The following is a 20,579-nucleotide window of genomic DNA, read 5'->3' on the forward strand; positions in this document are numbered from 1 at the left end:
CGTCAGATTACGCACGCGGGCATAATGCGGCAAATGAATAGATCAAATCGAAGTCAACTCATTCCATGCATATATCCAGAGTCGATCTGAACCTCTTCGTCGTGCTCGAATGCATCTATGCGCAAGGCGGCATCACGCGGGCGGCGGAGCAGCTGAACCTGAGCCAGTCGGCGATCAGCCATGCGCTGAACCGCCTGCGCGAGCTGCTCGGCGACCCGCTCTTCGAGCGGCAGGGGCACGTGATGGTGCCGACGCCGTTCACGCGCTCGATCATCGGCCGCGTGCGCGAGGCGCTGCGCACGTTCGAGCTGACGCTGCACGAGACCAACCAGTTCGACGTCGAATCGACGACCAAGCGTTTCTCGCTCGGCGTGCGCGACGTGCTCGAATCGGTCGTGCTGCCGCCGTTGATGAAGCACGTGGTCGACCATGCGCCGGGGATCGACATCGCGTCCGTCCAGAATGACCGGCGCACGCTGGAGTCGGACCTGCAATCGGGCGCGCTCGACGCCGCGATCGACGTCGTGCTGTCCATTCCCCAAACCGTGCGCAGCGAACGCCTCGCCTCGGACGAATTCGTCGTGCTGAGCCGCCGCGGCCATCCGCGCGTGGGCCGCAGGCTCTCGCTGCAAACCTATGTTGCGGAGCAGCACGTGCTCGTCTCGAGCCGGCGCCGCGGGCCGGGGATCGAGGATATCGAGCTCGTGAAACTCGGCCTGCAGCGGCGCGTGCGGCTGCGCTGCATCCACTACTTCGCGGCCTGCCGCGTCGTGAGCCAGACCGACCTGCTGCTCACGATGCCGGGCCGCTATGCGCGGCTCCTCAACGCGCTGTTCGACAACCAGATGCATCCGTGCCCGCTCGATACCGCATCGGCCGACGCGTACCTCTACTGGCATGCGAACTCCGATGCCGACCCGGCCAACCGGTGGTTCCGGCAACGGCTCGTGGAAGCCTTCGCCGCGCCGCCAGGCTGATCTTCGGCAGCGCGCAATCGCGCGGGAGCCGACGTGGCTCTCGCGTCCATCGTCCTGCGCGAGCCGCGTCGCGCTCAAGGGCGAGATCCTTTCGACTCGAAGCGTGGTATTCAACACGCGTCCTGACGGTCAGCGTTCAGCGTCGCCAGAAACAAGTTGGTCAATTCCAGCAGCGTTACGTGATATTGGCCTGGCATCGCAATGTCGTCGGCACACGCCATCGCGTCTTCAATTCCATCGCGGAACGCCTTTTCGATCTCGACGCGCTGCAGCGGCGTCAGGTGCGGCAACGTCGCATCGAGCAGCTTGCTCATGACAACGACCTGCGCCCCCATTCGCGCGACGCGCTCGGCATTCACCGCCATGGTCTGCTTCAGTGCTTCCATCCGTTTGAAAAACGTCATCGTCCTTCATTCACTCCAAGCCATGCCCGAGCGAGGGCGACCAGGCACGTGCGCACGCCTTGATCCGGTCGCCCCCGCCTCCGTTAAAACGTCTCCCACGCCTCTTCCGCGCTGTCCGCAGGCGTGACCGCAACTGCGCCCGCCGCAGCGCCGGACAGACGCGCGACGGCCTTCGTTGCCGTGCGCGGCCGCGCTACCTTGCGCTCGCCCAAGCGCGGTCGGCCTTGCGGCACGGCTGTTCGCGGCACGGAAGCGGACACGGCAGCCGCGGAGCCGGCGATCTTGAACACGGACACCGCATCCTTCAGGTGGCTCGCCTGCTCTTCGAGCGACTGCGCGGCCGCGGCGGCCTCTTCGACAAGCGCCGCATTCTGCTGCGTCACCTCGTCCATCTGCGAGACGGCCTGGTTGACCTGCTCGATGCCCCGGCTCTGCTCTTCGGAGGCCGCGGCAATTTCGCCGACGATGTCCGATACCTGCTTGATCGCCTGCTTGACCTGCCCCATCGTCGTGCCGACGTCCGCCGCCTGCTTCGCGCCATCCTGGATCATCGTCACAGATGACTCGATCAGGTCCTTGATTTCCCTGGCCGCTGCCGACGAGCGCTGAGCCAGGCTGCGCACCTCGCTTGCCACCACCGCGAAGCCGCGCCCCTGCTCCCCCGCGCGCGCCGCTTCCACTGCGGCATTCAGCGCCAGAATGTTGGTCTGGAACGCGATGCCTTCGATCACCCCGGTGATCTCCGAGATCTTGGTCGAACTGCCGCTGATCTGACCGATCGTCTGCACCATTCCCTGCACCGCGTCGTTGCCTTCATCGGCCATGTCCGTCGCTCGCGTGGCCAGCGCATTGGCCTGCCGCGCGTTGTCGGCGTTCTGCTTCACCGTCTCCGTCAACTGCGTCATGCTGGCCGCCGTTTGTTCCAGCGAGCTCGCCTGCTCTTCCGTCCGCGCCGACAGGTCCGCGTTGCCGCTTGCGATTTGGCTGGAGGCCGTGGCTATGCCATCGGTGCCCGCTCGCACGCCCCCGACGATTTTCTGCAGGCTGTGGGTCATCGCCTTCAGGGCCGACATCAACTGCCCGATTTCATCGCGTGACGCCGCTTCAATGTGCGCCGTCAGATCCCCATCCGCGACTCGCGTCGCAACCAGCACGGCTTGATTCATCGGGCGGGACACAATGCGTGCAAGCCATGTTGCAAGCAACAGACCCATTGCAAGGTTTCCGGCGAGCAAAGCAAAAATCCAGCCGCGTGCCGACGCATAGGTCGCAGCGGCACTCGCAGCCGATTGCACGCCGCGCGCTTCGTTGAGCTTCACCATGTCGTCGATCTGGCTGTTGAGCTCCCGGTAAAGCACCGTGGACTCGGCTCTGATGAGCAAGCGCGCCTCTTCTTTCTTCCTGGCGGTGGAGAGTTCGATGACCTTCCTGTCCTCGGCCACATAAGCGGCCAGTGTCTTCTCGAACTGCTGTGACAAAGTTCGATCTTTCCCGCCGGCATCGAGCGCGTCATAGGCCTCGTGATATTTCCTGAGTTCGTCTGCTCGCACGTCGAGACTCTTCGCTTCATCCAGAAGGTCGTCGTCCTCGCTCGCGAGAATGTGTTGGAGTTCCGAGAGGCGATAGCGTGCCAGCGTGACCTTCATTTTCAGCGCATTGCTGATGGCCGGCAGCCAGTTCGTGGCGATTTCCGACGATGTGTTGCTAACCGCGGACAACTGATAGATAGAGACGGCCCCGATCAACGAAGTCAATGCCAGCACAACCAGGAAGGCTGTCACGAGCTTGCTGGCTATCTTTAAGTCGTAGAAGAATTTCATGATTGCGTGACCTTAGAAGTTGTGTTTCAGCCCGACAATGAATCCGGAAACGCCGGCCCCCGCATCGGTTGGATTGCCTTTCAGTCCATTGACTCCCAACTGGTAGGTGGCATTCGCCTCGTTGTTGATCCGCACGAAGCCGGTGTAAAGCGACGTCCGCTTGGACAGGTAGTAGGTGTAGCTGAGCTCGAACATGCTGGCGCCGGTTTGCGACGCACCGGGCTTGTCGAGGCTGCCGTTGCCGGCCCGGCCATAGAACGCGTACGCTTTTCCTGCGCCGATGGTCTGCGTGACGGACGCGCCCCAGAAGTTGCGCTTGACCGTCCCGCCGGCATAGTCGGCGCTTAACGTGCTGAATACCAGTGCGGCATAGGTATGTCCGAGGGTAATGCCGCCGGTGAGAAGGTATGTGGTGTCGTCCAGGCCTTCGCCGCGTACGCTGAAATTGCGCTGCGTCGCGAGTGCTGCCTTGATCCTGCCGTCTACGTAGACAATATCGCCGCCGACGTTGTAGGGAACGAAGCCCGGGTTCTGGCCTTTCGGCCGTGCGTACATGATGTCGACGTAGGCATTGCCCAGCTTCGGCGATTCATACTTGATCGCATTCGGCATGGTGTCGTTCATCGTCGGCAAGCCGTTGTTGATGCCGGCGTTGCTCCCGCCGTAAGCGTCACCCGAGTTGTTGTTGATGATCGCCTGCGTGCTCAGGATGCTGGTCACCCCAGTCGCGGCGTTGCCGTAGAAACCCTTGATTTCGTCGATAGGCGGATCCATGTTGCCGAGCTTGATCGCGCCGAAGTCACTGCGCAGCCCCACAAACGTTTCGCGGGCTGCGAACGCACCGGTCCCGTTGCTCGCGTTGACCTTGCTTTCGATCTGGAAAATTGCCGACAGCCCCCCGCCCAAGTCTTCGCCCCCGCGAACCCCGAATCGGGAGGAGTTGGAATTGAGGCGCGTCGCAGCGACACGTCGGCCGTTGCTCGTCGTTTCGACGTAGTCGATATCGTCGTTGACGATTCCATAGAGCGCGGTGTAGTTGCCCGTCGACTCTTCATAGCGGTCTGCGTATGCCGTGCCACTCGATAGACAACCGATCGCGGCGAGCGATATCCCGGATATCTTTCTTTTCAAGATCCCCCCTCTTGCCAATAACCAGAAAAACAAATAAAAGCGATATGAATAATTGGCATTTCAATCAATCATCGAAATGCCGATTTTTCAAAAATTGGAATTAATTTCAAAACTCGCAACGAGAGTCAAATCGCAGCAAGTTCTTGTTTACGTCCACATCCGGCGAAGCTTGAGTGCACATGACGAAATAAGGCGGGAAATAAGCGGGCGTGATGAATTTGCTTTTTGCGCATTACCATATGAAATCCTTCATATTTCTTTCTTCACAAAGGAAATCAAAAAGTATTTCCTTTTTTTGAGTAAGAAAAACCTTATATCAGGCGTCAGCATGGGCCTAGGTGAGAAATGGAGTCTTCGTCGAAATTAAAAAACAAAGCTGAAACGACGCATTCGGCCATGCACAAATATTCCGTCCACTCGTGGTGGCCGCCGCATGGCAGCGCGGCGACATCGACGCGTCCTACATCTGGGAACCGGTGCTCGCGAAAGTGAGGCAGAACGGCTGCCGCACCTCTAGCTGACCTTGCTTCTCGCGCGGCAAAGCCCGTGCGGCGGGCGCTCTTCGCATCGACGGTCCGCCATCGTCCCAAACGAACCGGCAAAGCGGACCAATCGAACCTTCCGTCGGCAAAGCACGCTCGGTACGCTGCCTCACGTGACCAGAGGAACCGAGAGGCCCCATGGAAGACCCGTGCTGGATCAAGTCCTATCCGACCGGCGTGCGCTGGAACATCGAGATCGAGCCCATGCCCGTGCAGCAGCTGCTCGACGATACCGCGGCCCGATGGCCTGATAAACCGGCACTGCAGTTCGAGGGGAAACGCCTGAGCTTTGCCGAGCTGCTCGCGCTCTCCAACCGCGCGGCCAAGGGCCTGCAACGGCTCGGGGTCGGGCCGGGCGTGCACGTCGGCCTGCACTTGCCGAATACCCCGCACCACGTGATCGCTTTCTTCGGCATCCTCAAAGCGGGCGGCACCGTGGTCAACTATTCGCCGCTCGACGCGTCGACAGTGCTCGAGCACAAGATCCAGGACAGCTGCACCGACATCCTGTTCACGCTCGATTCCGCATCGCTGTATCCGCAGATGGCGCAGATGCTCGACACGACGCGGCTGAAACGGTTGATCGTCGGCACGGTCGTGGAGATGACCGACGGCTCCGATAGCGCCGTGGAACGCGTCGCCGCCTATGGTCCGCGTGCCGAGATACGGTGGGACGGCCGGCACCTGAGCTTCGCGCAGCTGCTCGACAACGACGGCGGCTTTGTCCCGCGTGCGATTCCCGACCCGCTTCACGCGCTCGCCGTCCTGCAATACACCGGCGGCACAACCGGCCTGCCGAAAGGCGCGATGCTGTCGCATGCGAATCTCGTCGCCGCGGTCGCCCAGCTTCGCGAAACCATGCAGGGCGAGCCGCCGGTGCTGACGGAAGGCGAGGAACGCATCCTCGCCGTCCTGCCGCCGTTCCATATCTACGCGCTGACCGTGAACATGCTGTTCGGCATACTCAATGCGGCCGAGATCATCCAGCATGCGCGCTTCGACGCCGCCGCCGTGCTCGCCGATATCGAACGGCACAAGGTGACCTGCTTCCCGGGCGTGCCGACGATGTTCACCGCCCTGCTCAATCACCCCGGCATCGGACGATGCGACCTCACCTCGCTCAAGTTCTGCAACTCCGGCGGCGCGCCGCTGCCGCAGGAGGTCGCGCAGCGCTTCTCGGCGCTCACGGGCTGCGCGCTGATCGAAGGCTGGGGCATGACCGAAACCACGGCGACGGGCACCTACACGCCGGTGCGCGGCGTCCACAAGGCAGGCTCGTGCGGCCTGCCCCTGCCCGGCATCACGATCCGCATGCTCGATCTCAGCACGCCCTCGCGCTACGTGCCGCGCGGCGACACCGGCGAGATCTGCATCAAGGGGCTCAACGTGACGAGCGGCTACTGGAACAACCGCTCCGCCACCGACGACATGACGACCTTCGACGGCTTCATGCGCACCGGCGATGTCGGCCACATGGATGAAGACGGCTATGTCTTCATCGTCGACCGCACCAAGGACATGCTGCTGTGCAGCGGCTACAACGTCTACCCGCGCGTGCTGGAGGAGGCGATCTACCAGCATCCGGACGTCTACGAGGCGGCGGTGGTCGGCATCCCGGATGCGTACCGCGGACAGTCGCCGAAAGCCTTCGTCGTGCTCAAGGCTGGCGCGCCGCCGCTCGCGCTCGCCGAGCTTCAGGCGTTCCTGAAAGACAAGCTCGGCAAGCACGAGATGGTGCAGGCGCTGGAAATCCGCGAGGCGCTGCCCAAGACGCCCGTCGGCAAGATTTCCAAGAAGGAGCTGCGCAACGAGCAGAAGACGGCCGCTGCGGGCCTGGAGTAAGCGCTGAAGCGCCAACTCCCATCGACCTAGGTCTAGCGGACCTCGCGTATCGCGCGGGCCAATGCAAACAAGACAGCCCGCATAGAACAGGAGACAAAACATGAACCCCAGTGCGGCCACGCAGACCCCGCCATCGCGTTCGTCCACCCGCACGCCCGCCGATGCGGTGTTCTCGAAGATCAGCTGGCGCATTCTTCCGGTGCTGCTGCTCGCCTACATGATCGCGTACCTCGACCGCATCAACATCGGCTACGCGCAATTGCAGATGAAGCACACGCTGCCGTGGGGCGAAGCGGTCTATGGCCTTGGCGCAGGCATTTTCTTCATCGGCTATTTCCTGTTCGAGGTGCCGAGCAACCTGCTGCTCGAAAAGTTCGGCGCGCGCAAGACGCTGTTGCGCATCATGGTCCTGTGGGGCATCGCCGCCACCGCGATCCTCTTCGTCAAGACGCCGGGGCAGTTCTACTTCGCGCGCTTCCTGCTCGGCACGTTCGAGGCGGGCTTCTTCCCCGGCGTCATCCTGTACTTCACCTATTGGTATCCGCCGGCGCGGCGCGGCCAGGCGATCGCGATCTTCATGTCGGCGACGACGATCACCGGCGTCCTGGCCGGCCCGGTGAGCGGCGCGATCCTCAAGTATCTCGACGGCGTCAACGGCTGGCATGGCTGGCAATGGCTGTACCTGCTCGAAGGACTGCCGGCCCTGCCGGTCGGCGTGCTGCTGTTCCTGCGGCTCGACGACAAGCCGGCCGACGCGGCATGGCTGTCGGCGGCGGAGAAGACGCTGGTCCACGACAGCCTCGTGCAGGGCGCCGCGCACGCCGCGAACGTCACGGCAGCGACGCGCTCCCAGCTGCTGCGCGATTCGCGCGTCTGGCTGCTCTCGCTCGTCTACTTCCTGCTGCTCGGCGCGACCTACATGATCGTGTTCTGGATGCCGACGCTGATCCAGAGCTGGGGCCTCAAGGACGTGCTGCTCGTGAGCGTGCTCACCGCCATTCCCAACGCATGCGGCGTGGCCGGGATGATCGTGCTCGGGCGCAGCTCCGACAGACGCCGCGAACGGCAGCGGCACTTCGCGGCCGCCGTCGTCATCGCGGCCGCCGGCCTCTGGATGACGACGCTGCTGAACGGCAGCCTGATCGGCTCGTTGATGGCGCTGTCGTTCGGCGCGATCGGCATCGCCTCCGCGACGCCGCTCTTCTTCGCGCTCGTCAGCGAACGCCTGACTGCCGCCAAGGCCGCCGCCGGCATCGCGCTCATCAGCAGCCTCGGCAACCTCGGGCCGGCCGTCAGCCCGAGCCTCAACGGACTGATCGTGCAGCACACCGGCAGCACGCTCTACAGCATCTATCTCGTGGTCGCGCTGTATGTCGCAGCGGGCCTCGTCCTGCTGGTCGCGACACGGCGCGCCGGCGAGCCGTATCCGCAACACGCCGGCTGAAGCCCGGCCCTTTGATTCCATAACGACAGCATCGAACGAGGAGACAAGGCAGATGTTCGCATTTCGACCTGCACGCACGTGCGCCACACTCGGCATGATCGGTATCTGCACGCTCGGCATGGCGCCGCTCGCGCGCGCGCAGAGCAGCGTCACGCTGTACGGGATCGTCGACGGCTCGCTGCTCTACACGAGCAAGACCATCGACTCCACCACCGGCGGCAACGCCGGCCATCAGTTTTCGTTCTCGTCGGGCGGCATCTCGTCGTCGCGCTTCGGCCTGAAAGGCAGCGAGGATCTCGGCGGCGGCGTGCGTGCGATTTTCACGCTCGAAAGCGGCTTCAACCTCGGCACCGGCGCGATCGGCGATTCGAACGGCAATTATTTCGGACGCCAGGCGTGGGTCGGGGTCAACGGCCGCTTCGGCACGATCAAGGCCGGCCTGCAATACTCGCCGTTCTTCACCGCGCTCTACGACACCGATCCGCGCGCCATGTCGCAGTTCGGCAGCGGCCTCATCACCTATCTCGACTCCGTGCTGGTGACGGGGCTGTTCAACCCGAATGCCGTGTCGTACACCTCGCCGGAAATCGCCGGCTTGCAAGGCAGCGCCATGGTGGCGCTCGGCGGCTCGGCCGGGTCGTACCAGGCCGGCCGGCAATACTCGGCGAGCGCCAGGTATCACTTCGGCGGCTTGATGCTCGACGTGGCGTACTACAGCGGCAACGCGGGCGGCAGCGCGGCGTCGATTCCGGTCCCGAGCACGGTGGCGTTCGAAGGCCGCATGGCCGGCGCGAGCTATGCGATCGGCAACCTGACCGCGAAAGCCTCATACGCCCTGTACAAGGTCGCCGGGTCCTTCGACAGCCGCGTCTATTCCGGCGGACTCGCCTACTCCGTCACGCCGTTCCTCAACCTCGACGCCGGTGTCTGGGTCACGCGCGACGGCAACAACAGCAACAATCACTCGATCCTCGCCGCGGCGGGCGCCGAATACAGCTTGTCCAAGCGCACGATGCTCTATGCGCAGGCCGGCTTCGTGAACAATCACGGCAGCATGGACACCGGCCTCGCGGTCAACGGCGCGTTGTACGGCACGAAAGGCTCGACGGTCGGCGTGGAGGCTGGCGTTCGACATACGTTCTGATGGAGGACGGGCCTCGCGTGTATGCGAGGCCCGTGACTCGACTTTGACAACCTTCCCGCAGTAAGCTAATCGAACGCACCTCCGGGGAGGCGACATGGCACTGTTCGTTGTGCGCCATCAGCACGCTGCTGAGCGCTGCCCAGCTCAGGACCCCTATATGGGGGCCATGCTATTGAATCACCTGAGCCGTCCAAACGTCAGACAGTACGGGGTGGAGATCCGGGGCGAGGCGGTCGTGCAGGGTGAGCACACCTTGTATCTCATCGTGGAAGCTGATGACGAGGGCCACCTGCGCGAATTCATGAAGCCGTTTCAAGCAGTCGGCAGCCTGGACATCTATCCCGCGTCGACGTGCGCGCGCGTGGTTGCCAGCGGCGGCTGCAGTGCAGCGATGCCGGTCAGCGAGTTCGTGTCGGCGGGGGATCCCGAAGAAGCCTGCCAGAAGGCCATCGAGGCCGGTCTGATAGTCCATCGCGCGCATCCTCTCAACTGTGAGACCTCGATTCCGGCTCTGATCGGCGGCGTGGTCATGCCGAATGCGCACTTCTACGTTCGCAATCACTTTCCGATCCCCATCCTCGACCCGGCCACCTTCCGCCTCACGGTTGGCGGCCTCGTCGAACGACCGCTTAGCCTGAGTTTGCGCGATCTCCACAACATGCCGTCGCAGACGCTCGTCGCCACCCTCGAGTGCGCCGGAAACGGCCGCACGAAGTTCCATCCGCCCATTGAGGGCGAGAAATGGGACCTGGGTGCCGTCAGCACAGCGGAGTGGACGGGTGTGCCGCTGGCGGAAGTCCTGGATCGGGCTGGCGTGCGGACGGGGGCGCGGGAGGTGTTGTTCCGGGGCGCAGACGGTGGCATGGTGGATGGCCACTCAGGACCGATCCGCTTCGAGCGCAGTCTCCAGCTTGGTCACGCTCGCGACCCCGATCTGCTGCTGGCCTATGCGATGAACGGCGAGCCACTGCCCATTCAGCACGGCTACCCGGTGCGCGTTGTGGTTCCGGACTGGTACGCCGTGGCATCGGTCAAATGGTTGACCGAGATTGAGCTTGTCGACCAGCCGTTCGCCGGGCATTACCAGTCGGACAAGTATTGGTATGAATGGGAACGCGATGGCCAGGCCGTCCGCGAGCCGGTCACGCTGCAGAGGGTGCGAGCCTTGGTCACCGAGCCGGCGCCTGGCCAGGAGGTCCGGCGCGGTGAGCTGGCCATTCGCGGTGTGGCCTGGTCCGGCGCCGCTCCAATTGCGCGCGTGGAGATAAGCGTCGGCGGCGGAAACTGGCAGGAGGCCCATCTCGTTAGCGAGCGCAGGCGTCACAGCTGGCAGTGGTGGGAACTGATCAGCCGAGTCCAGGAGCCGTCTGTTGTCACCCTTCGGGCCCGGGCCACCGACCTTGCCGGTCGCACGCAGCCCGAGTGCGCTGAGTGGAACCGGCTCGGCTACGGCAACAATGCCATCCACGAGGTGCCGGTTCGGATAGTTTGAAATGCGGATACCCGAAAATTTGAAGCGCAGCGGTCTCACCGCTGCTTCGACTGCTCGGCGAGAAACTTCAGAATCACCTCGTTCACCTCGTCCGGACGCTCCTGCTGCACCCAATGACCGGCCTTCGGAACCCGATGCTTTTTCCAAAGACGAGGGACGTTGACTTCGAGCTCCTCGAAATCCTTCGACGCGATCTTCAACACCCCATCGAACTCCCCTGCGATAAAAAGCGTCGGCTGCATGATCCGAGCGCCGTCGAGAAAGCTCGTCAGCGCCCAGTTCCGGTCGATGTTTCGATACCAGTTGACGGGCCCGCTGAATCCGCTCCGCTCGAATTGGCCGACGAGATACTGAAGATCCGTTTCGGTCAGCCACGACGGAAGCTCGTCGGGCAACGCGAGGTTGTCGACGAGGCGCGTGGTCTTGTCGAAGGTGACGAAATTGCCGGGCCGCCCATTCAGGATCGCATCTCCCGACGCCGTATACAGGATGCCTAGCAGCGAGCGGCGGATGTCCTCTTCCAGTTCCCGCTCGACACGCCCCGGCTGCTGAAAATAGTCCTGATAGAAATGGCGCTCCTGTGTGATCTGCGCGAAGCGCACCGAAGGACGCACAGGCCGCCGCGGCATATAAGGCACGCTCAGCAGGCAGAGAGCAGGAAACAGGTCGGGGCGCAGCAATGCCGCGTAGGCGGCGACAGCCGCGCCCCAATCGTGTCCGATCAGAATCGCCCGCTCTTCGCCAAGCGCCTTGACGAGGCCCACCAGGTCGCCGACCAGGTTCAGGATGTCATAGGCCTCGACGGCTTGCGGCGCGTCGGTGAGCCCATAGCCGCGCTGGTCGGGCGCAACCACGCGGTAGCCCGCGGCCGCCAGCGCGTCGATCTGCGCGCGCCAGACGTACCACGACTCCGGCCAGCCGTGGCAGAGCAGCACGAGCGGGCCTGCGCCTTTTTCGACGTAGTGCATCCGGATGCCGTTGACGTGCGCGAAGTGCTGCTGCAGGCCGTCGATCATGGAGTTGACCTCGTTTTCAAACGATGGGGATGGACGCGATTATCGGACATCGCCAAAGCAGCGCGACAGCGCTTCGGCCACGCACACCGGCTTGCTCGCGCCCTCACACTCGATCGTCGCTTCGATCTTCAACTGCACGCCGCCTTCGATCGCATCGCAGGCGAGCAGCCTGAAATGGCCGCGCAGACGGCTGTTCACGGGCACCGGCGCGGGAAACCGCAAGCGGTCGAGACCATAGTTCACGGACATGCCGACGCCGTCGATCGCAAACGCCGAGGTCATCAGAACGGGCAGCAGCGAGAGCGTCAGGTAGCCGTGCGCGATCGTGGTCTTGAAGGGGCCTTCGGCCGCACGCTTCGCGTCGAGATGAATCCACTGATCGTCGCCCGTGGCATGCGCGAAGCCGTCGATGCGCGCCTGGTCGACCCGCACCCAGTCGCTCGTGCCGAGCATGGCGCCGACCCGTTGCGGCATCTCGGCGAGCGGATATACGGCGAGGCTCATCGCCCGGCCTCCCGCGCCTCGCGCGGCAGCACCACCAGCTTGCCCATCGCCTGCCGGCTCGCGAGCCGCGACATCGCCGCCGCGGCGCCTTCGAGCGGAACGCGCTCCGTCACTGCCGGCCGCAAGCGGCCGGCCAGGATCCATTCAGTCAGCTGACGCAGGTTCGCTGCGTGCTGCCGCGGCTCGCGCCGCATCGCCTCGCCCCAGAACACGCCGAGGATGATGCGTTCCTTGAGCAAGGCGAGGTTCAGCGGCGGCTTCGGAATGTCGCCCGCCGCGAATCCCACCACCAGGTAGCGGCCCCGCCATGCCGTCGCGCGCAGCGCCGGCTCCGTATAGGGGCCGCCGACCGCGTCGTAGACCACGTCGGCGCCGCGGCCGTCGGTCAGCGTCTCGACAGCGCGGCGCCAGTCCGGCTGCGTGTAGTCGACCGTTTCGTCGGCGCCGGCTTCGCGCGCCAGCCTGAGCTTGTCCGCATTCGACGCGGCGGCGATCACGCGCGCGCCCAGCACCTTCGCAATCTCGATCGCCGCGATGCCGACACCGCCCGCCGCGCCCAACACGAGCACCGTCTCGCCCGCCTGCAGCCGGGCGACCGTCTGCAACGCATGCAGCGACGTGCCGTACGCGAGCACGAACGATGCGCCGACGTCGAAGCCGAGCGGCGCCGGCCAAGGCGCGACATTCACCGCATCGACCGCGCATTGCTCGGCGAATGCGCCGGTGCCGGTCAAGGCGACGACGCGCTCACCGATACGAAAACCCTCGACGCCCTCGCCGATCGCGCTGACGGTGCCGGCCAGCTCCGCGCCCGGCACGAACGGCAGCGGCGGCTTGACCTGGTACAGCCCCTGCACCATCAAGACATCGGGAAAGTTGATCGAGGCGGCCATCACGTCGATCAACAACTGGTCCCGCCCGGCAACCGGCGCATTCATCTCATCGACGCGCAGGTTTTCGATCGGCCCGTAGGCGTGGCAAACAAGTGCTTTCATCGGCTCTCCATGCACAGTCGCAAACAGACCAAGCGTACTGGCGGCGCCTGTGCGGCGGGAGGTGCGTCAGAGCCGCTTTGCGGGTGAGTTTGGGACAGCGCATGCGCCGTCCGCCGCTGGACTACCCGCAGCGAAAAGCAGTCGGGCTCTTGCCGGTCCAGCGCGTGAAAGCGTGCCGGAAGTTCGCGGCGTCGCTGTAGCCGAGCAGGCTCGCGATCTCTTCGTTGGTCATCCGCGTCTTGCGCAGATACTCGATCGCGAGACGCATGCGCACTTCGGCGAGCAGGTCGCGATACGAGGTGTGTTCGCTCTCGAGCTTGCGGCGCAGCGCGCGCGGGTGCATCGACAGCCGCTCCGCCATCGCCTCCAGGCTCGGAAACTGGCCGGACTGACCGTGCAGAATCCGCCGGATGTCGGCGGCGAGGCCGCCCCCCTCGTTCACTTCGCGAAGCAGCCGCTCGCACGTTTCGCACGACATCGCGTAGGTGATCGGATCGGCGAGCGCGACGGGGTGCTCGAACCAGGCCGCGTCGTATTGCAGATCGTTGCAGGCCTGGCCGAACAGCACGGGACACTGAAACAGCTCGTCGTAGGCTTGCGCATGCGCGGGCGCGCCATACACGAAGCGCAGACGCGTGAACCTGAACGACGGGCCGCCCAGGTCCCGCGCGACCGTCAGGTGCAGCGACATCGCGAATTCGAGCGCGAAGCGGTAGACATCGTCGGCCGGGTTCGGCCAGTACCTCGGCTCGGACGTATAGGTCGCGGCCGTTTCGTCGCGCGTGTAAGTGGTGTCGCACAACGGTCCGATAACGGAGACGTAGGTGCCGGAGAGCGCCATCGTCTCGGCGAAGCTCGCGCAGCTGAGGAGCGCATAGCCGTACATGCCGTAGGCCGTGACGTGAACCCGCTGGCCGGCGCGCAGCGCGATCGCGGGATCGCGCGACAGGCGCAACGCGTTGTGCATGACCGTGGACAGCTGACGATAGGACACGCGCGTCGCGGCAGCGCCGAGCTGCGGCGCGTCGAGCTCCGTCCCGGCCAGCGCCGCCTGTGCCGGCACGCCCTGTTGGCCAAGCTCCGCGACGAGCGCGGCGATCTTGTGCGGCGGGTAGATGCGCTGCTCGAAGTCAGGAAGCCGGCGCGGCGCGCACTGAATTTCCTGTTGACGCGGCGCGCCCGCATGAGACCTGTCGATTGGCCCCGGCTCGATACAGTGGCCCTCCATCCTCCTGTCTCCTTCCTTCTGCGTCCGTACGTCGCGCTGCGCCACCGTGGCCGGACATCCGGCCATCCGCTCGCGGTGTGCAGCACGACGTGGCGTCGTGATTTGACTGGCTAAGCTAGCAAGGCACCTCGCCCTTGGGAATAGAGGACTTCCCCCAACTGTCCTCAAATCACACGCCGGCGGGCTTATCGCACCTTTCACCGGGCGCGGGGGCACGGAAAATAGCTTGATTCCATGCGCCGAAGGCGGCACCTTTGCCGACTGACTGCGAACTGACCACCATGAGGAACCCGATATGACCGCCTCCGCCGCTGCCTCGATCAACCGCCAGATCCGTCTCGCCTCGCGTCCGGCCGGGTTGCCGACGAACGAGAACTGGCGCTTGACCGAAGAGGCCGTGCCCGCTGCGAGCGAACTCGCCGACGGCGAGCTGCTCGTCAAGACGCTCGCGCTGTCGCTGGACCCGGCGATGCGCGGCTGGATGAACGAGGGCAAGAGCTATATCCCGCCGGTGGGCATCGACGAAGTGATGCGCGCAGGCGGCATCGGCAGGGTCGTCGCGTCGAAGCACCCGGCATTCGCCGTCGGCGACGAGGTCAGCGCGATCCTCGGTGTCCAGGAGTTCGCACGCTTCGGCGCCAACGACGCGCGGCGCGCCGCGCTCTTCAAGATCGACCGCCGGCTCGGCACGGCGACGCAATGGCTGAACGTGCTCGGCATGCCGGGCATGACGGCGTACTTCGGGCTGCTCGACGTCGGTCAGCCGAAAGCGGGCAACACCGTGGTCGTTTCCGGCGCGGCGGGCGCTGTCGGCCAGACCGTCGGCCAGCTCGCGAAAATCAAGGGGTGCCGCGTAGTCGGCATCGCGGGAGGCAAGGCGAAGTGCGACTGGGTCGTGAGCGAACTCGGCTTCGACGCCTGCATCGACTACAAGGCCGGCCCGTCCGCCGTGCGCGATGGGCTCAAGCAATCTTGCCCGGACGGCGTGGACGTCTACTTCGACAACGTCGGCGGCGAGATTCTCGACCTCGTGCTGACGCGGCTCGCACGCGGCGCACGCATCGTCATCTGCGGCGCCATCAGCCAGTACAACAACGAGAGCGGCACCGCCGTTGCCGGCCCGAAGAACTATCTGTCGCTGCTGGTGAACCGTGCGCGGATGGAAGGCATGGTCGTATTCGACTACGCGGCGCGCTACCCGGAGGCCATCGCCGAACTCGCGGGTTACCTCGCTGACGGGCGCATGAAGTCGAAGGAGGATGTCGTCACGGGCGGTGTTTCCGTCTTCCCTGAGGCACTGCTGAAGCTGTTCTCGGGCGAGAACTTCGGCAAGCTCGTGCTGGAGGTTGACGGCTGACGGGCCGATGCGTGAGGGCATGCGCTGATCCGGGCCAGGCATGCGCAAAATAGAGACTGTTCAGTCTGCATGTGGCCCGGAACTTGCTCTTTCCTGGCGCGAGATTCCGGCGATTCGACCGGAACCCTGCTAGGAGGAGACAATGCCAGACCCCACCCCTCAGGCGGCGGCGCCTTCGCGACGCCCGGAAGCCGCCTGGCTCGCGCCATCGATTCAAAAGGCGCATGAGCGCTCGCAGACCTTCGGCCTCGACACGAGCATGCGGCCGGATTACGACGTGCTATCCGCCGCGGAGCTCGCTCTCAAGCTCGAGCAAAGCCGCGTGCTTTGCACGCATGCCCTGCCCGTCATGGAGACCCTGCACGAGCAGATCGTCAACACGCAAAGCATGATCGTGCTGACCAACGCGGACGGGCTGGTCCTGCATTCGATCGGCGACGACGACTTCCTGCAGCGTGCGGAGAAAGTCGCCCTGCGTCCCGGCGCGAACTGGGCGGAAGAGCGGCAAGGCACCAATGCGATCGGCACTGCGATCGCCGAGCTGTCGCCGACGGTCGTCCATGGAGCGCAGCACTATCTCGCCGCGAACCGCTTCTTGACCTGCTCCAGCGTGCCGATACTCGACCCGTACGGCGATCTGACCGGCGTGCTCGACGTCACCGGGGATCACCGCAGCTACCATCGTCACACGATGGCGCTCGCGAGGATGTCGGTCCAGATGATCGAGAATCACCTGTTCTCCAGCGCGTTTCGCGGCACGTTGCAGATCGCTTTCCACGGCCGCCCCGAATTTCTCGGCACGCTGATGGAAGGCATCGCGGCGTTCACCTGCGACGGGCGCTTCCTGTCGGCGAATCGCAGCGCCCAATTCCAGCTGGGCCTGCCGCTCGCCGCGCTGCGCGCGCATACGCTGTCGTCGCTGTTCGGGCTCACCAGCCCTCAATTGGTCGATCGCCTGCGCTCGAGCAGCGATCAGCCGCTTTCGCTCGCGTTGAGCAACGGCACCGTGGTCTGCGCGAACGTCGAATTCAGGCGCCCTGCGCTTGCCGAAGACGTCGGGCAGCGGCAGGCGGCGCGCGGCGATGACCATCCCGCGCCGCGCAACGACGCGGGACGCTCCATCCTTGCCTCCAATCCGATGTCGAGGCTGAGCTACCTCGACACCGGCGACCCGCAGGTCGCCGCCGTCATCGGCAAGGTCCGCAAGGTGATCGGCAAGGACATCCCCATTCTCATCACAGGCGAAACCGGCACCGGCAAGGAGTTGCTGGCCCAAGCCATTCACAACGATTCGCCGCGCCGCTCGGCCCCGTTCGTCGCGGTCAATTGCGCATCGATTCCCGAGACGTTGATCGAGTCCGAGCTGTTCGGCTATGAGGAAGGCGCGTTTACGGGCGCAAGACGCAAGGGCGCGATCGGGAAACTGCTGCAGGCGAACGGCGGCACGTTGTTTCTCGACGAGATCGGCGACATGCCCTACCCGCTCCAGGTCCGGCTGCTGCGCGTACTGCAAGAGCGGCTCGTCAACCCGCTCGGCTCGACGAAGTCGATTCCGATCGACGTCGCCATCATCTGCGCGACCCATCGCGACCTGCGCGGGATGATTGCGCAAAACCGCTTCCGCGAGGACCTGTACTACCGGTTGAACGGCCTGGTGGTGAAGCTGCCGCCGCTGCGCGAGCGGACCGATCTCGCCGCGGTCGTTCCGAAGCTGCTGCATGGCGAGCCGGTCAATCGCGAAGCCGGCCGGCGGCTCTCCGTCGCCGACGATGTCATGGGACTGTTCGAGCGCTGCGCATGGCCGGGCAACTTCCGCCAGCTCGGCAATTTGCTGCGGACCGCGGCGGCCATGGTCGACGCGGACGGTGAGATCCGGCGCGAGCATTTGCCCGACGATTTCTTCGACGACTTGCGGCTGACGGCTGCGGCGCCCGGCGCTGCGGATGCGTCCACCGCGATGCCGGGTGCGCGCTTGCAGGACGTCGCGGCTTCCGCTATTGCATCGGCCATCGCGCAGCACGGCGGCAACGTGTCGGCCGCCGCGCGTGCGCTCGGCGTTTCGCGCAACACGATCTACCGGAAAATGCAGCCCGCGCCGCGTGAGAGCGATCTTCCGGATGGTGGCTAGACAGGTGTCTCACTGGTGTTGCGAAACGCAACACCAGTGCGCCGAAATGGAACAGTGTCCACTTGGCTCGCAGCCAACTTCACACACCCCGCGAATTCGTACGATTACTGGGTCAGCCACGATCGGCCTCAACGCCACGCATACCGCATCCCCACCCACACGCCCCTCGGCGCGCCCGGCCCGACGAACTGCTCGGCGACGGGCGCCGCCCCGTCGAACGTGTGGTTCGGTCCGTTGAAGAAGTTCTGCCCCAGCGCGCCGAAGCTCGCATAGCGCTTGTCCAGCAGATTCGACACCGTCGCGAACACTTGCAGCTGCTTGGTGATCTGATACGTCGTGTCCAGATCGATCAGGAAGTAGCCGGCGATCTTGCCGTTCACGTCTTCATTGTCTTCGTCGCCGCGCGCGTAGATGCTGCCGCGATACGTCAGGTTCGTGCCGATGTTCCACTTCGCGGTGGCCGCGTAATCGAGCCTTAGCTTGACGGTGTTGGCCGGAATGCCCGGAATGTGGTCGCCGGGCTTCACGGTGATGTTGCCGTTCGCATCCGCGCTCGAATTGCTCGAGCTGCTCTCGACCCAGCTCGAGCGATACGTCGCGTCCACGTAGCTGTAGTTCGCAGTGACGCCGAGCGGGCCGAACTGCGTATGGCCCGAGAGCTCGATCCCTTGACGGCGCGTATTGCCGACGTTCTGGAAGAAGCCCCGCGTCGTCGCCGCGCTGCTGATGAACTCGATGTCGTCGTGCAGCGTCGTGCTGTAGAGCGCCGCGCTCCAGGTCGTCGCCGTGCCGAGCTTGCCGCGCGCGCCGATCTCCACGGTCTTCGAGATCACCGGCTTGAGCGCCGGGTCCGCGAGGAAGTTGTTCGGCAGCGAGCACGGCGCCAAGGGGTCCGCGCAGGTCAGCTCGATCGCCGTCGGCGAGCGCATGCCTTCGTTGTAGGTCGCGTAGGCCGTGAAGCCCGGCGCCGGATTCCAGTTCAAGCCGATCGCCGGATTGAAGCGCGAGAACACGTGGCTGCCGTCGAGCGCCGGATCGTTGCCGCTCTCGTCGCCGATGTCGGCTTTGGCCCAGTCGTAGCGACCGGCGAGCGTCAGCGACCAGTGCTTCGTCAGCGACAGCGTGTCTTGCAGATAGAGTCCCAGGTTGGCATCGCGGGTTCTCGCGGCGACCTGCTGCGCGAAATCGCCGACGCCGATCGTCGCGCGCGATGCGGTGAAGACGGCGTCCTGCGTCGACTGCGTGTAGTGCGAGTTCGCGAAGTCCGCGGCAAGGCCCGCGACGAGCTGGTTCTCCATGCCGCCGAGCTTGCCGAGCAGCGTCAATTGCAGGCTCGCGCCGTAGCTGTCGGTGCCGATCGTCGATTTGACGTTGGCGCCTTCGAGCGTGTCGATCGAGCCGTCGGGCAGGACTTGGCCAAAGTCGGGGTTGGTGTTGCTGCTGGTGTTCGTGTTGACGAAGCGGCGGAAGTAGACGTTGCCGCTCAATTCGACGTGGTCGTTGAAGAAGTGATCTGCGGACAGCGTCGCGTAGCCTGCGCTGTTCTCGTTCCGGTCGGGGAACGTGTAGGCCTGGCGGAAATTGTCGAGGAACGAGCGCGGGATCGTCTGCGAGCCTTGCAGGTCGTTAACGGCACCGCCTGCGGACAACGCGATCGTGGTGTCGGCATCGGTGTAGCGCAGCTTGCCGAAGCCCTGGCGCACGCGGCTCGAATTGTGATCGGCCCAGCCGTCGTCGTTGGCGGCGTCGCCGGTCACGTAGTAGTCGAGGTGGTCTCCGAGCGTGCCGCCCTGCTCGATCTGGGCGGTCTTGCGGCCCCACGAGCCGCCCGAGATTTCCGCCTCGCCGCCGGGGGCTTTCTTGCCGTCCTTGGTCGAGATCGCGATGGCGCCGCCCAGCGTGTTCAGGCCGAAGGCCGGGTTCGAGCCGGGGATCAGCTGGATCGTGTCGATGGCTTGCTGCGGGATGAGGTCCCAGTTCACGGCGTCGCCGAACGGCTCGTTGATGCGCACGCCGTCCATGAAGACGGAGAGCCCCTGCGGCGTGCCCACGAGCGGCGAGGCGGTGAAGCCGCGGTAGTTGATGTCGACTTGATAGGGGTTGCCCTGCGCTTCGTTGATGTCGACGCTCGGGAGGTTTTTCTCGAAGAAGCCGGTGAGCGCGCCGCGGTGCTGCTGTTGCAGGTCTTGCGCGCGCACGGTCTGCACGTTCGCGGGCACGAGCGAGAGCGGCGTGCCGATGCCGAGGAGCGGGGTCGTGCCGATGACGACGATGGGGGCGAGGGTGGTCGGTGCATTCTCGGAAGCAACCATATCGGCCTGCGCTCGAGCCGTCGCGCAGACGCTCGCAAGCACCCAGAAGAAACACCAGGTGATGCCCACGCCGACTTTATTGACGCACCGGAGATGCAGTCCAGGTGCCGCCATCTTTAGTTGCCTCATCGCCCCTTCCATATGGATTTGATAGCGGGCTGAGAAATTGCGAGAACCATGCCATGACAGGGCACGCACGCCCTCGTGTTCTCCATTCGGGGTTGTCACGCGGCGATTACGAAC

Annotated in this window: 15 protein-coding genes; 7 read left to right on the top strand and 8 right to left on the bottom strand. The window is 64.7% G+C overall.

Going from position 1 to position 20,579, the window contains the following annotated elements; genetic code table 11:
• Positions 1 to 65 precede the first annotated feature (65 nt).
• A complete protein-coding gene (locus FAZ69_RS18365; protein ID WP_136896504.1) occupies positions 66 to 977 on the top strand; it encodes a LysR family transcriptional regulator in 912 nt (303 codons plus the stop codon).
• Between the two features lie 110 nt (positions 978 to 1,087).
• Here the strand turns inward: FAZ69_RS18365 and FAZ69_RS18370 are convergent, their stop codons facing one another.
• The 3 genes from FAZ69_RS18370 to FAZ69_RS18380 form a co-directional block, all read right to left on the bottom strand.
• Positions 1,088 to 1,363 carry a hypothetical protein gene (locus FAZ69_RS18370; RefSeq protein ID WP_136896505.1) on the bottom strand — a complete coding sequence of 92 codons (276 nt, stop codon included), beginning with the start codon at positions 1,361 to 1,363 and terminating at the stop codon, positions 1,088 to 1,090.
• A gap of 101 nt (positions 1,364 to 1,464) precedes the next feature.
• The gene (locus FAZ69_RS34365) at positions 1,465 to 3,201 is read right to left on the bottom strand and encodes a methyl-accepting chemotaxis protein (RefSeq protein ID WP_136896506.1); all 1,737 of its coding nucleotides are present in this window, start codon (positions 3,199 to 3,201) and stop codon (positions 1,465 to 1,467) included.
• A gap of 12 nt (positions 3,202 to 3,213) precedes the next feature.
• Positions 3,214 to 4,365, bottom strand: coding sequence for a porin (locus FAZ69_RS18380; protein ID WP_136896507.1), 1,152 nt, complete (start codon positions 4,363 to 4,365; stop codon positions 3,214 to 3,216).
• Between the two features lie 647 nt (positions 4,366 to 5,012).
• On the opposite strand from FAZ69_RS18380, the gene FAZ69_RS18385 reads away from it, so the two are divergent.
• From FAZ69_RS18385 to FAZ69_RS18400, 4 genes are all read left to right on the top strand, one after another.
• Complete coding sequence (locus tag FAZ69_RS18385) at positions 5,013 to 6,716, top strand: long-chain-fatty-acid--CoA ligase (protein WP_136896508.1); 1,704 nt, start codon at positions 5,013 to 5,015, stop codon at positions 6,714 to 6,716.
• 100 nt (positions 6,717 to 6,816) lie between these two features.
• A complete protein-coding gene (locus tag FAZ69_RS18390; RefSeq protein ID WP_136896509.1) occupies positions 6,817 to 8,160 on the top strand; it encodes an MFS transporter in 1,344 nt (447 codons plus the stop codon).
• Positions 8,161 to 8,254: 94 nt separating this feature from the next.
• A complete protein-coding gene (locus tag FAZ69_RS18395; protein WP_136896548.1) occupies positions 8,255 to 9,304 on the top strand; it encodes a porin in 1,050 nt (349 codons plus the stop codon).
• Between the two features lie 94 nt (positions 9,305 to 9,398).
• Positions 9,399 to 10,796, top strand: a complete 1,398-nt coding sequence (locus tag FAZ69_RS18400) for a sulfite oxidase (protein ID WP_169708689.1) — start codon at positions 9,399 to 9,401, stop codon at positions 10,794 to 10,796.
• Between the two features lie 35 nt (positions 10,797 to 10,831).
• On the opposite strand, the gene FAZ69_RS18405 is transcribed toward FAZ69_RS18400, so the two are convergent.
• The 4 genes from FAZ69_RS18405 to FAZ69_RS18420 form a co-directional block, all read right to left on the bottom strand.
• Positions 10,832 to 11,812: an alpha/beta fold hydrolase gene (locus tag FAZ69_RS18405; protein ID WP_136896510.1), complete on the bottom strand. Its 981-nt coding sequence runs from the start codon at positions 11,810 to 11,812 to the stop codon at positions 10,832 to 10,834.
• Positions 11,813 to 11,851: 39 nt separating this feature from the next.
• A complete protein-coding gene (locus FAZ69_RS18410; protein ID WP_136896511.1) occupies positions 11,852 to 12,316 on the bottom strand; it encodes a MaoC family dehydratase in 465 nt (154 codons plus the stop codon).
• Positions 12,313 to 13,311: an NADPH:quinone oxidoreductase family protein gene (locus tag FAZ69_RS18415; protein WP_136896512.1), complete on the bottom strand. Its 999-nt coding sequence runs from the start codon at positions 13,309 to 13,311 to the stop codon at positions 12,313 to 12,315. The genes FAZ69_RS18410 and FAZ69_RS18415 overlap by 4 nt, the downstream gene beginning before the upstream one ends.
• A gap of 121 nt (positions 13,312 to 13,432) precedes the next feature.
• Positions 13,433 to 14,539, bottom strand: a complete 1,107-nt coding sequence (locus FAZ69_RS18420; protein ID WP_136896513.1) for an AraC family transcriptional regulator — start codon at positions 14,537 to 14,539, stop codon at positions 13,433 to 13,435.
• Positions 14,540 to 14,834: 295 nt separating this feature from the next.
• Between FAZ69_RS18420 and FAZ69_RS18425 the strand changes: the two genes are divergently transcribed.
• Positions 14,835 to 15,896, top strand: a complete 1,062-nt coding sequence (locus tag FAZ69_RS18425) for an NADP-dependent oxidoreductase (RefSeq protein WP_136896514.1) — start codon at positions 14,835 to 14,837, stop codon at positions 15,894 to 15,896.
• A gap of 142 nt (positions 15,897 to 16,038) precedes the next feature.
• Positions 16,039 to 18,024, top strand: a complete 1,986-nt coding sequence (locus tag FAZ69_RS18430) for a sigma-54-dependent Fis family transcriptional regulator (protein ID WP_136896515.1) — start codon at positions 16,039 to 16,041, stop codon at positions 18,022 to 18,024.
• A gap of 128 nt (positions 18,025 to 18,152) precedes the next feature.
• Here FAZ69_RS18430 and FAZ69_RS18435 read toward each other — a convergent pair whose 3' ends face one another.
• Complete coding sequence (locus FAZ69_RS18435) at positions 18,153 to 20,336, bottom strand: TonB-dependent receptor (RefSeq protein ID WP_240702317.1); 2,184 nt, start codon at positions 20,334 to 20,336, stop codon at positions 18,153 to 18,155.
• Positions 20,337 to 20,579: the final 243 nt, after the last annotated feature.

This window comes from Trinickia terrae (genome assembly GCF_005144415.1).
GTDB lineage: Bacteria > Pseudomonadota > Gammaproteobacteria > Burkholderiales > Burkholderiaceae > Trinickia_A > Trinickia_A terrae.

Excerpts from the sequence above, each read along its gene's own strand:
- FAZ69_RS18365 (WP_136896504.1), top strand. The coding sequence starts at position 66 with ATGCATATATCCAGAGTCGATCTGAACCTCTTCGTCGTGCTCGAATGC.
- FAZ69_RS18370 (WP_136896505.1), bottom strand. The coding sequence starts at position 1,363 with ATGGAAGCACTGAAGCAGACCATGGCGGTGAATGCCGAGCGCGTCGCG.
- FAZ69_RS34365 (WP_136896506.1), bottom strand. The coding sequence starts at position 3,201 with ATGAAATTCTTCTACGACTTAAAGATAGCCAGCAAGCTCGTGACAGCC.
- FAZ69_RS18385 (WP_136896508.1), top strand. The coding sequence starts at position 5,013 with ATGGAAGACCCGTGCTGGATCAAGTCCTATCCGACCGGCGTGCGCTGG.
- FAZ69_RS18390 (WP_136896509.1), top strand. The coding sequence starts at position 6,817 with ATGAACCCCAGTGCGGCCACGCAGACCCCGCCATCGCGTTCGTCCACC.
- FAZ69_RS18395 (WP_136896548.1), top strand. The coding sequence starts at position 8,255 with ATGATCGGTATCTGCACGCTCGGCATGGCGCCGCTCGCGCGCGCGCAG.
- FAZ69_RS18400 (WP_169708689.1), top strand. The coding sequence starts at position 9,399 with ATGGCACTGTTCGTTGTGCGCCATCAGCACGCTGCTGAGCGCTGCCCA.
- FAZ69_RS18405 (WP_136896510.1), bottom strand. The coding sequence starts at position 11,812 with ATGATCGACGGCCTGCAGCAGCACTTCGCGCACGTCAACGGCATCCGG.
- FAZ69_RS18410 (WP_136896511.1), bottom strand. The coding sequence starts at position 12,316 with ATGAGCCTCGCCGTATATCCGCTCGCCGAGATGCCGCAACGGGTCGGC.
- FAZ69_RS18415 (WP_136896512.1), bottom strand. The coding sequence starts at position 13,311 with ATGAAAGCACTTGTTTGCCACGCCTACGGGCCGATCGAAAACCTGCGC.
- FAZ69_RS18420 (WP_136896513.1), bottom strand. The coding sequence starts at position 14,539 with ATGGAGGGCCACTGTATCGAGCCGGGGCCAATCGACAGGTCTCATGCG.
- FAZ69_RS18425 (WP_136896514.1), top strand. The coding sequence starts at position 14,835 with ATGACCGCCTCCGCCGCTGCCTCGATCAACCGCCAGATCCGTCTCGCC.
- FAZ69_RS18430 (WP_136896515.1), top strand. The coding sequence starts at position 16,039 with ATGCCAGACCCCACCCCTCAGGCGGCGGCGCCTTCGCGACGCCCGGAA.
- FAZ69_RS18435 (WP_240702317.1), bottom strand. The coding sequence starts at position 20,336 with ATGGTTGCTTCCGAGAATGCACCGACCACCCTCGCCCCCATCGTCGTC.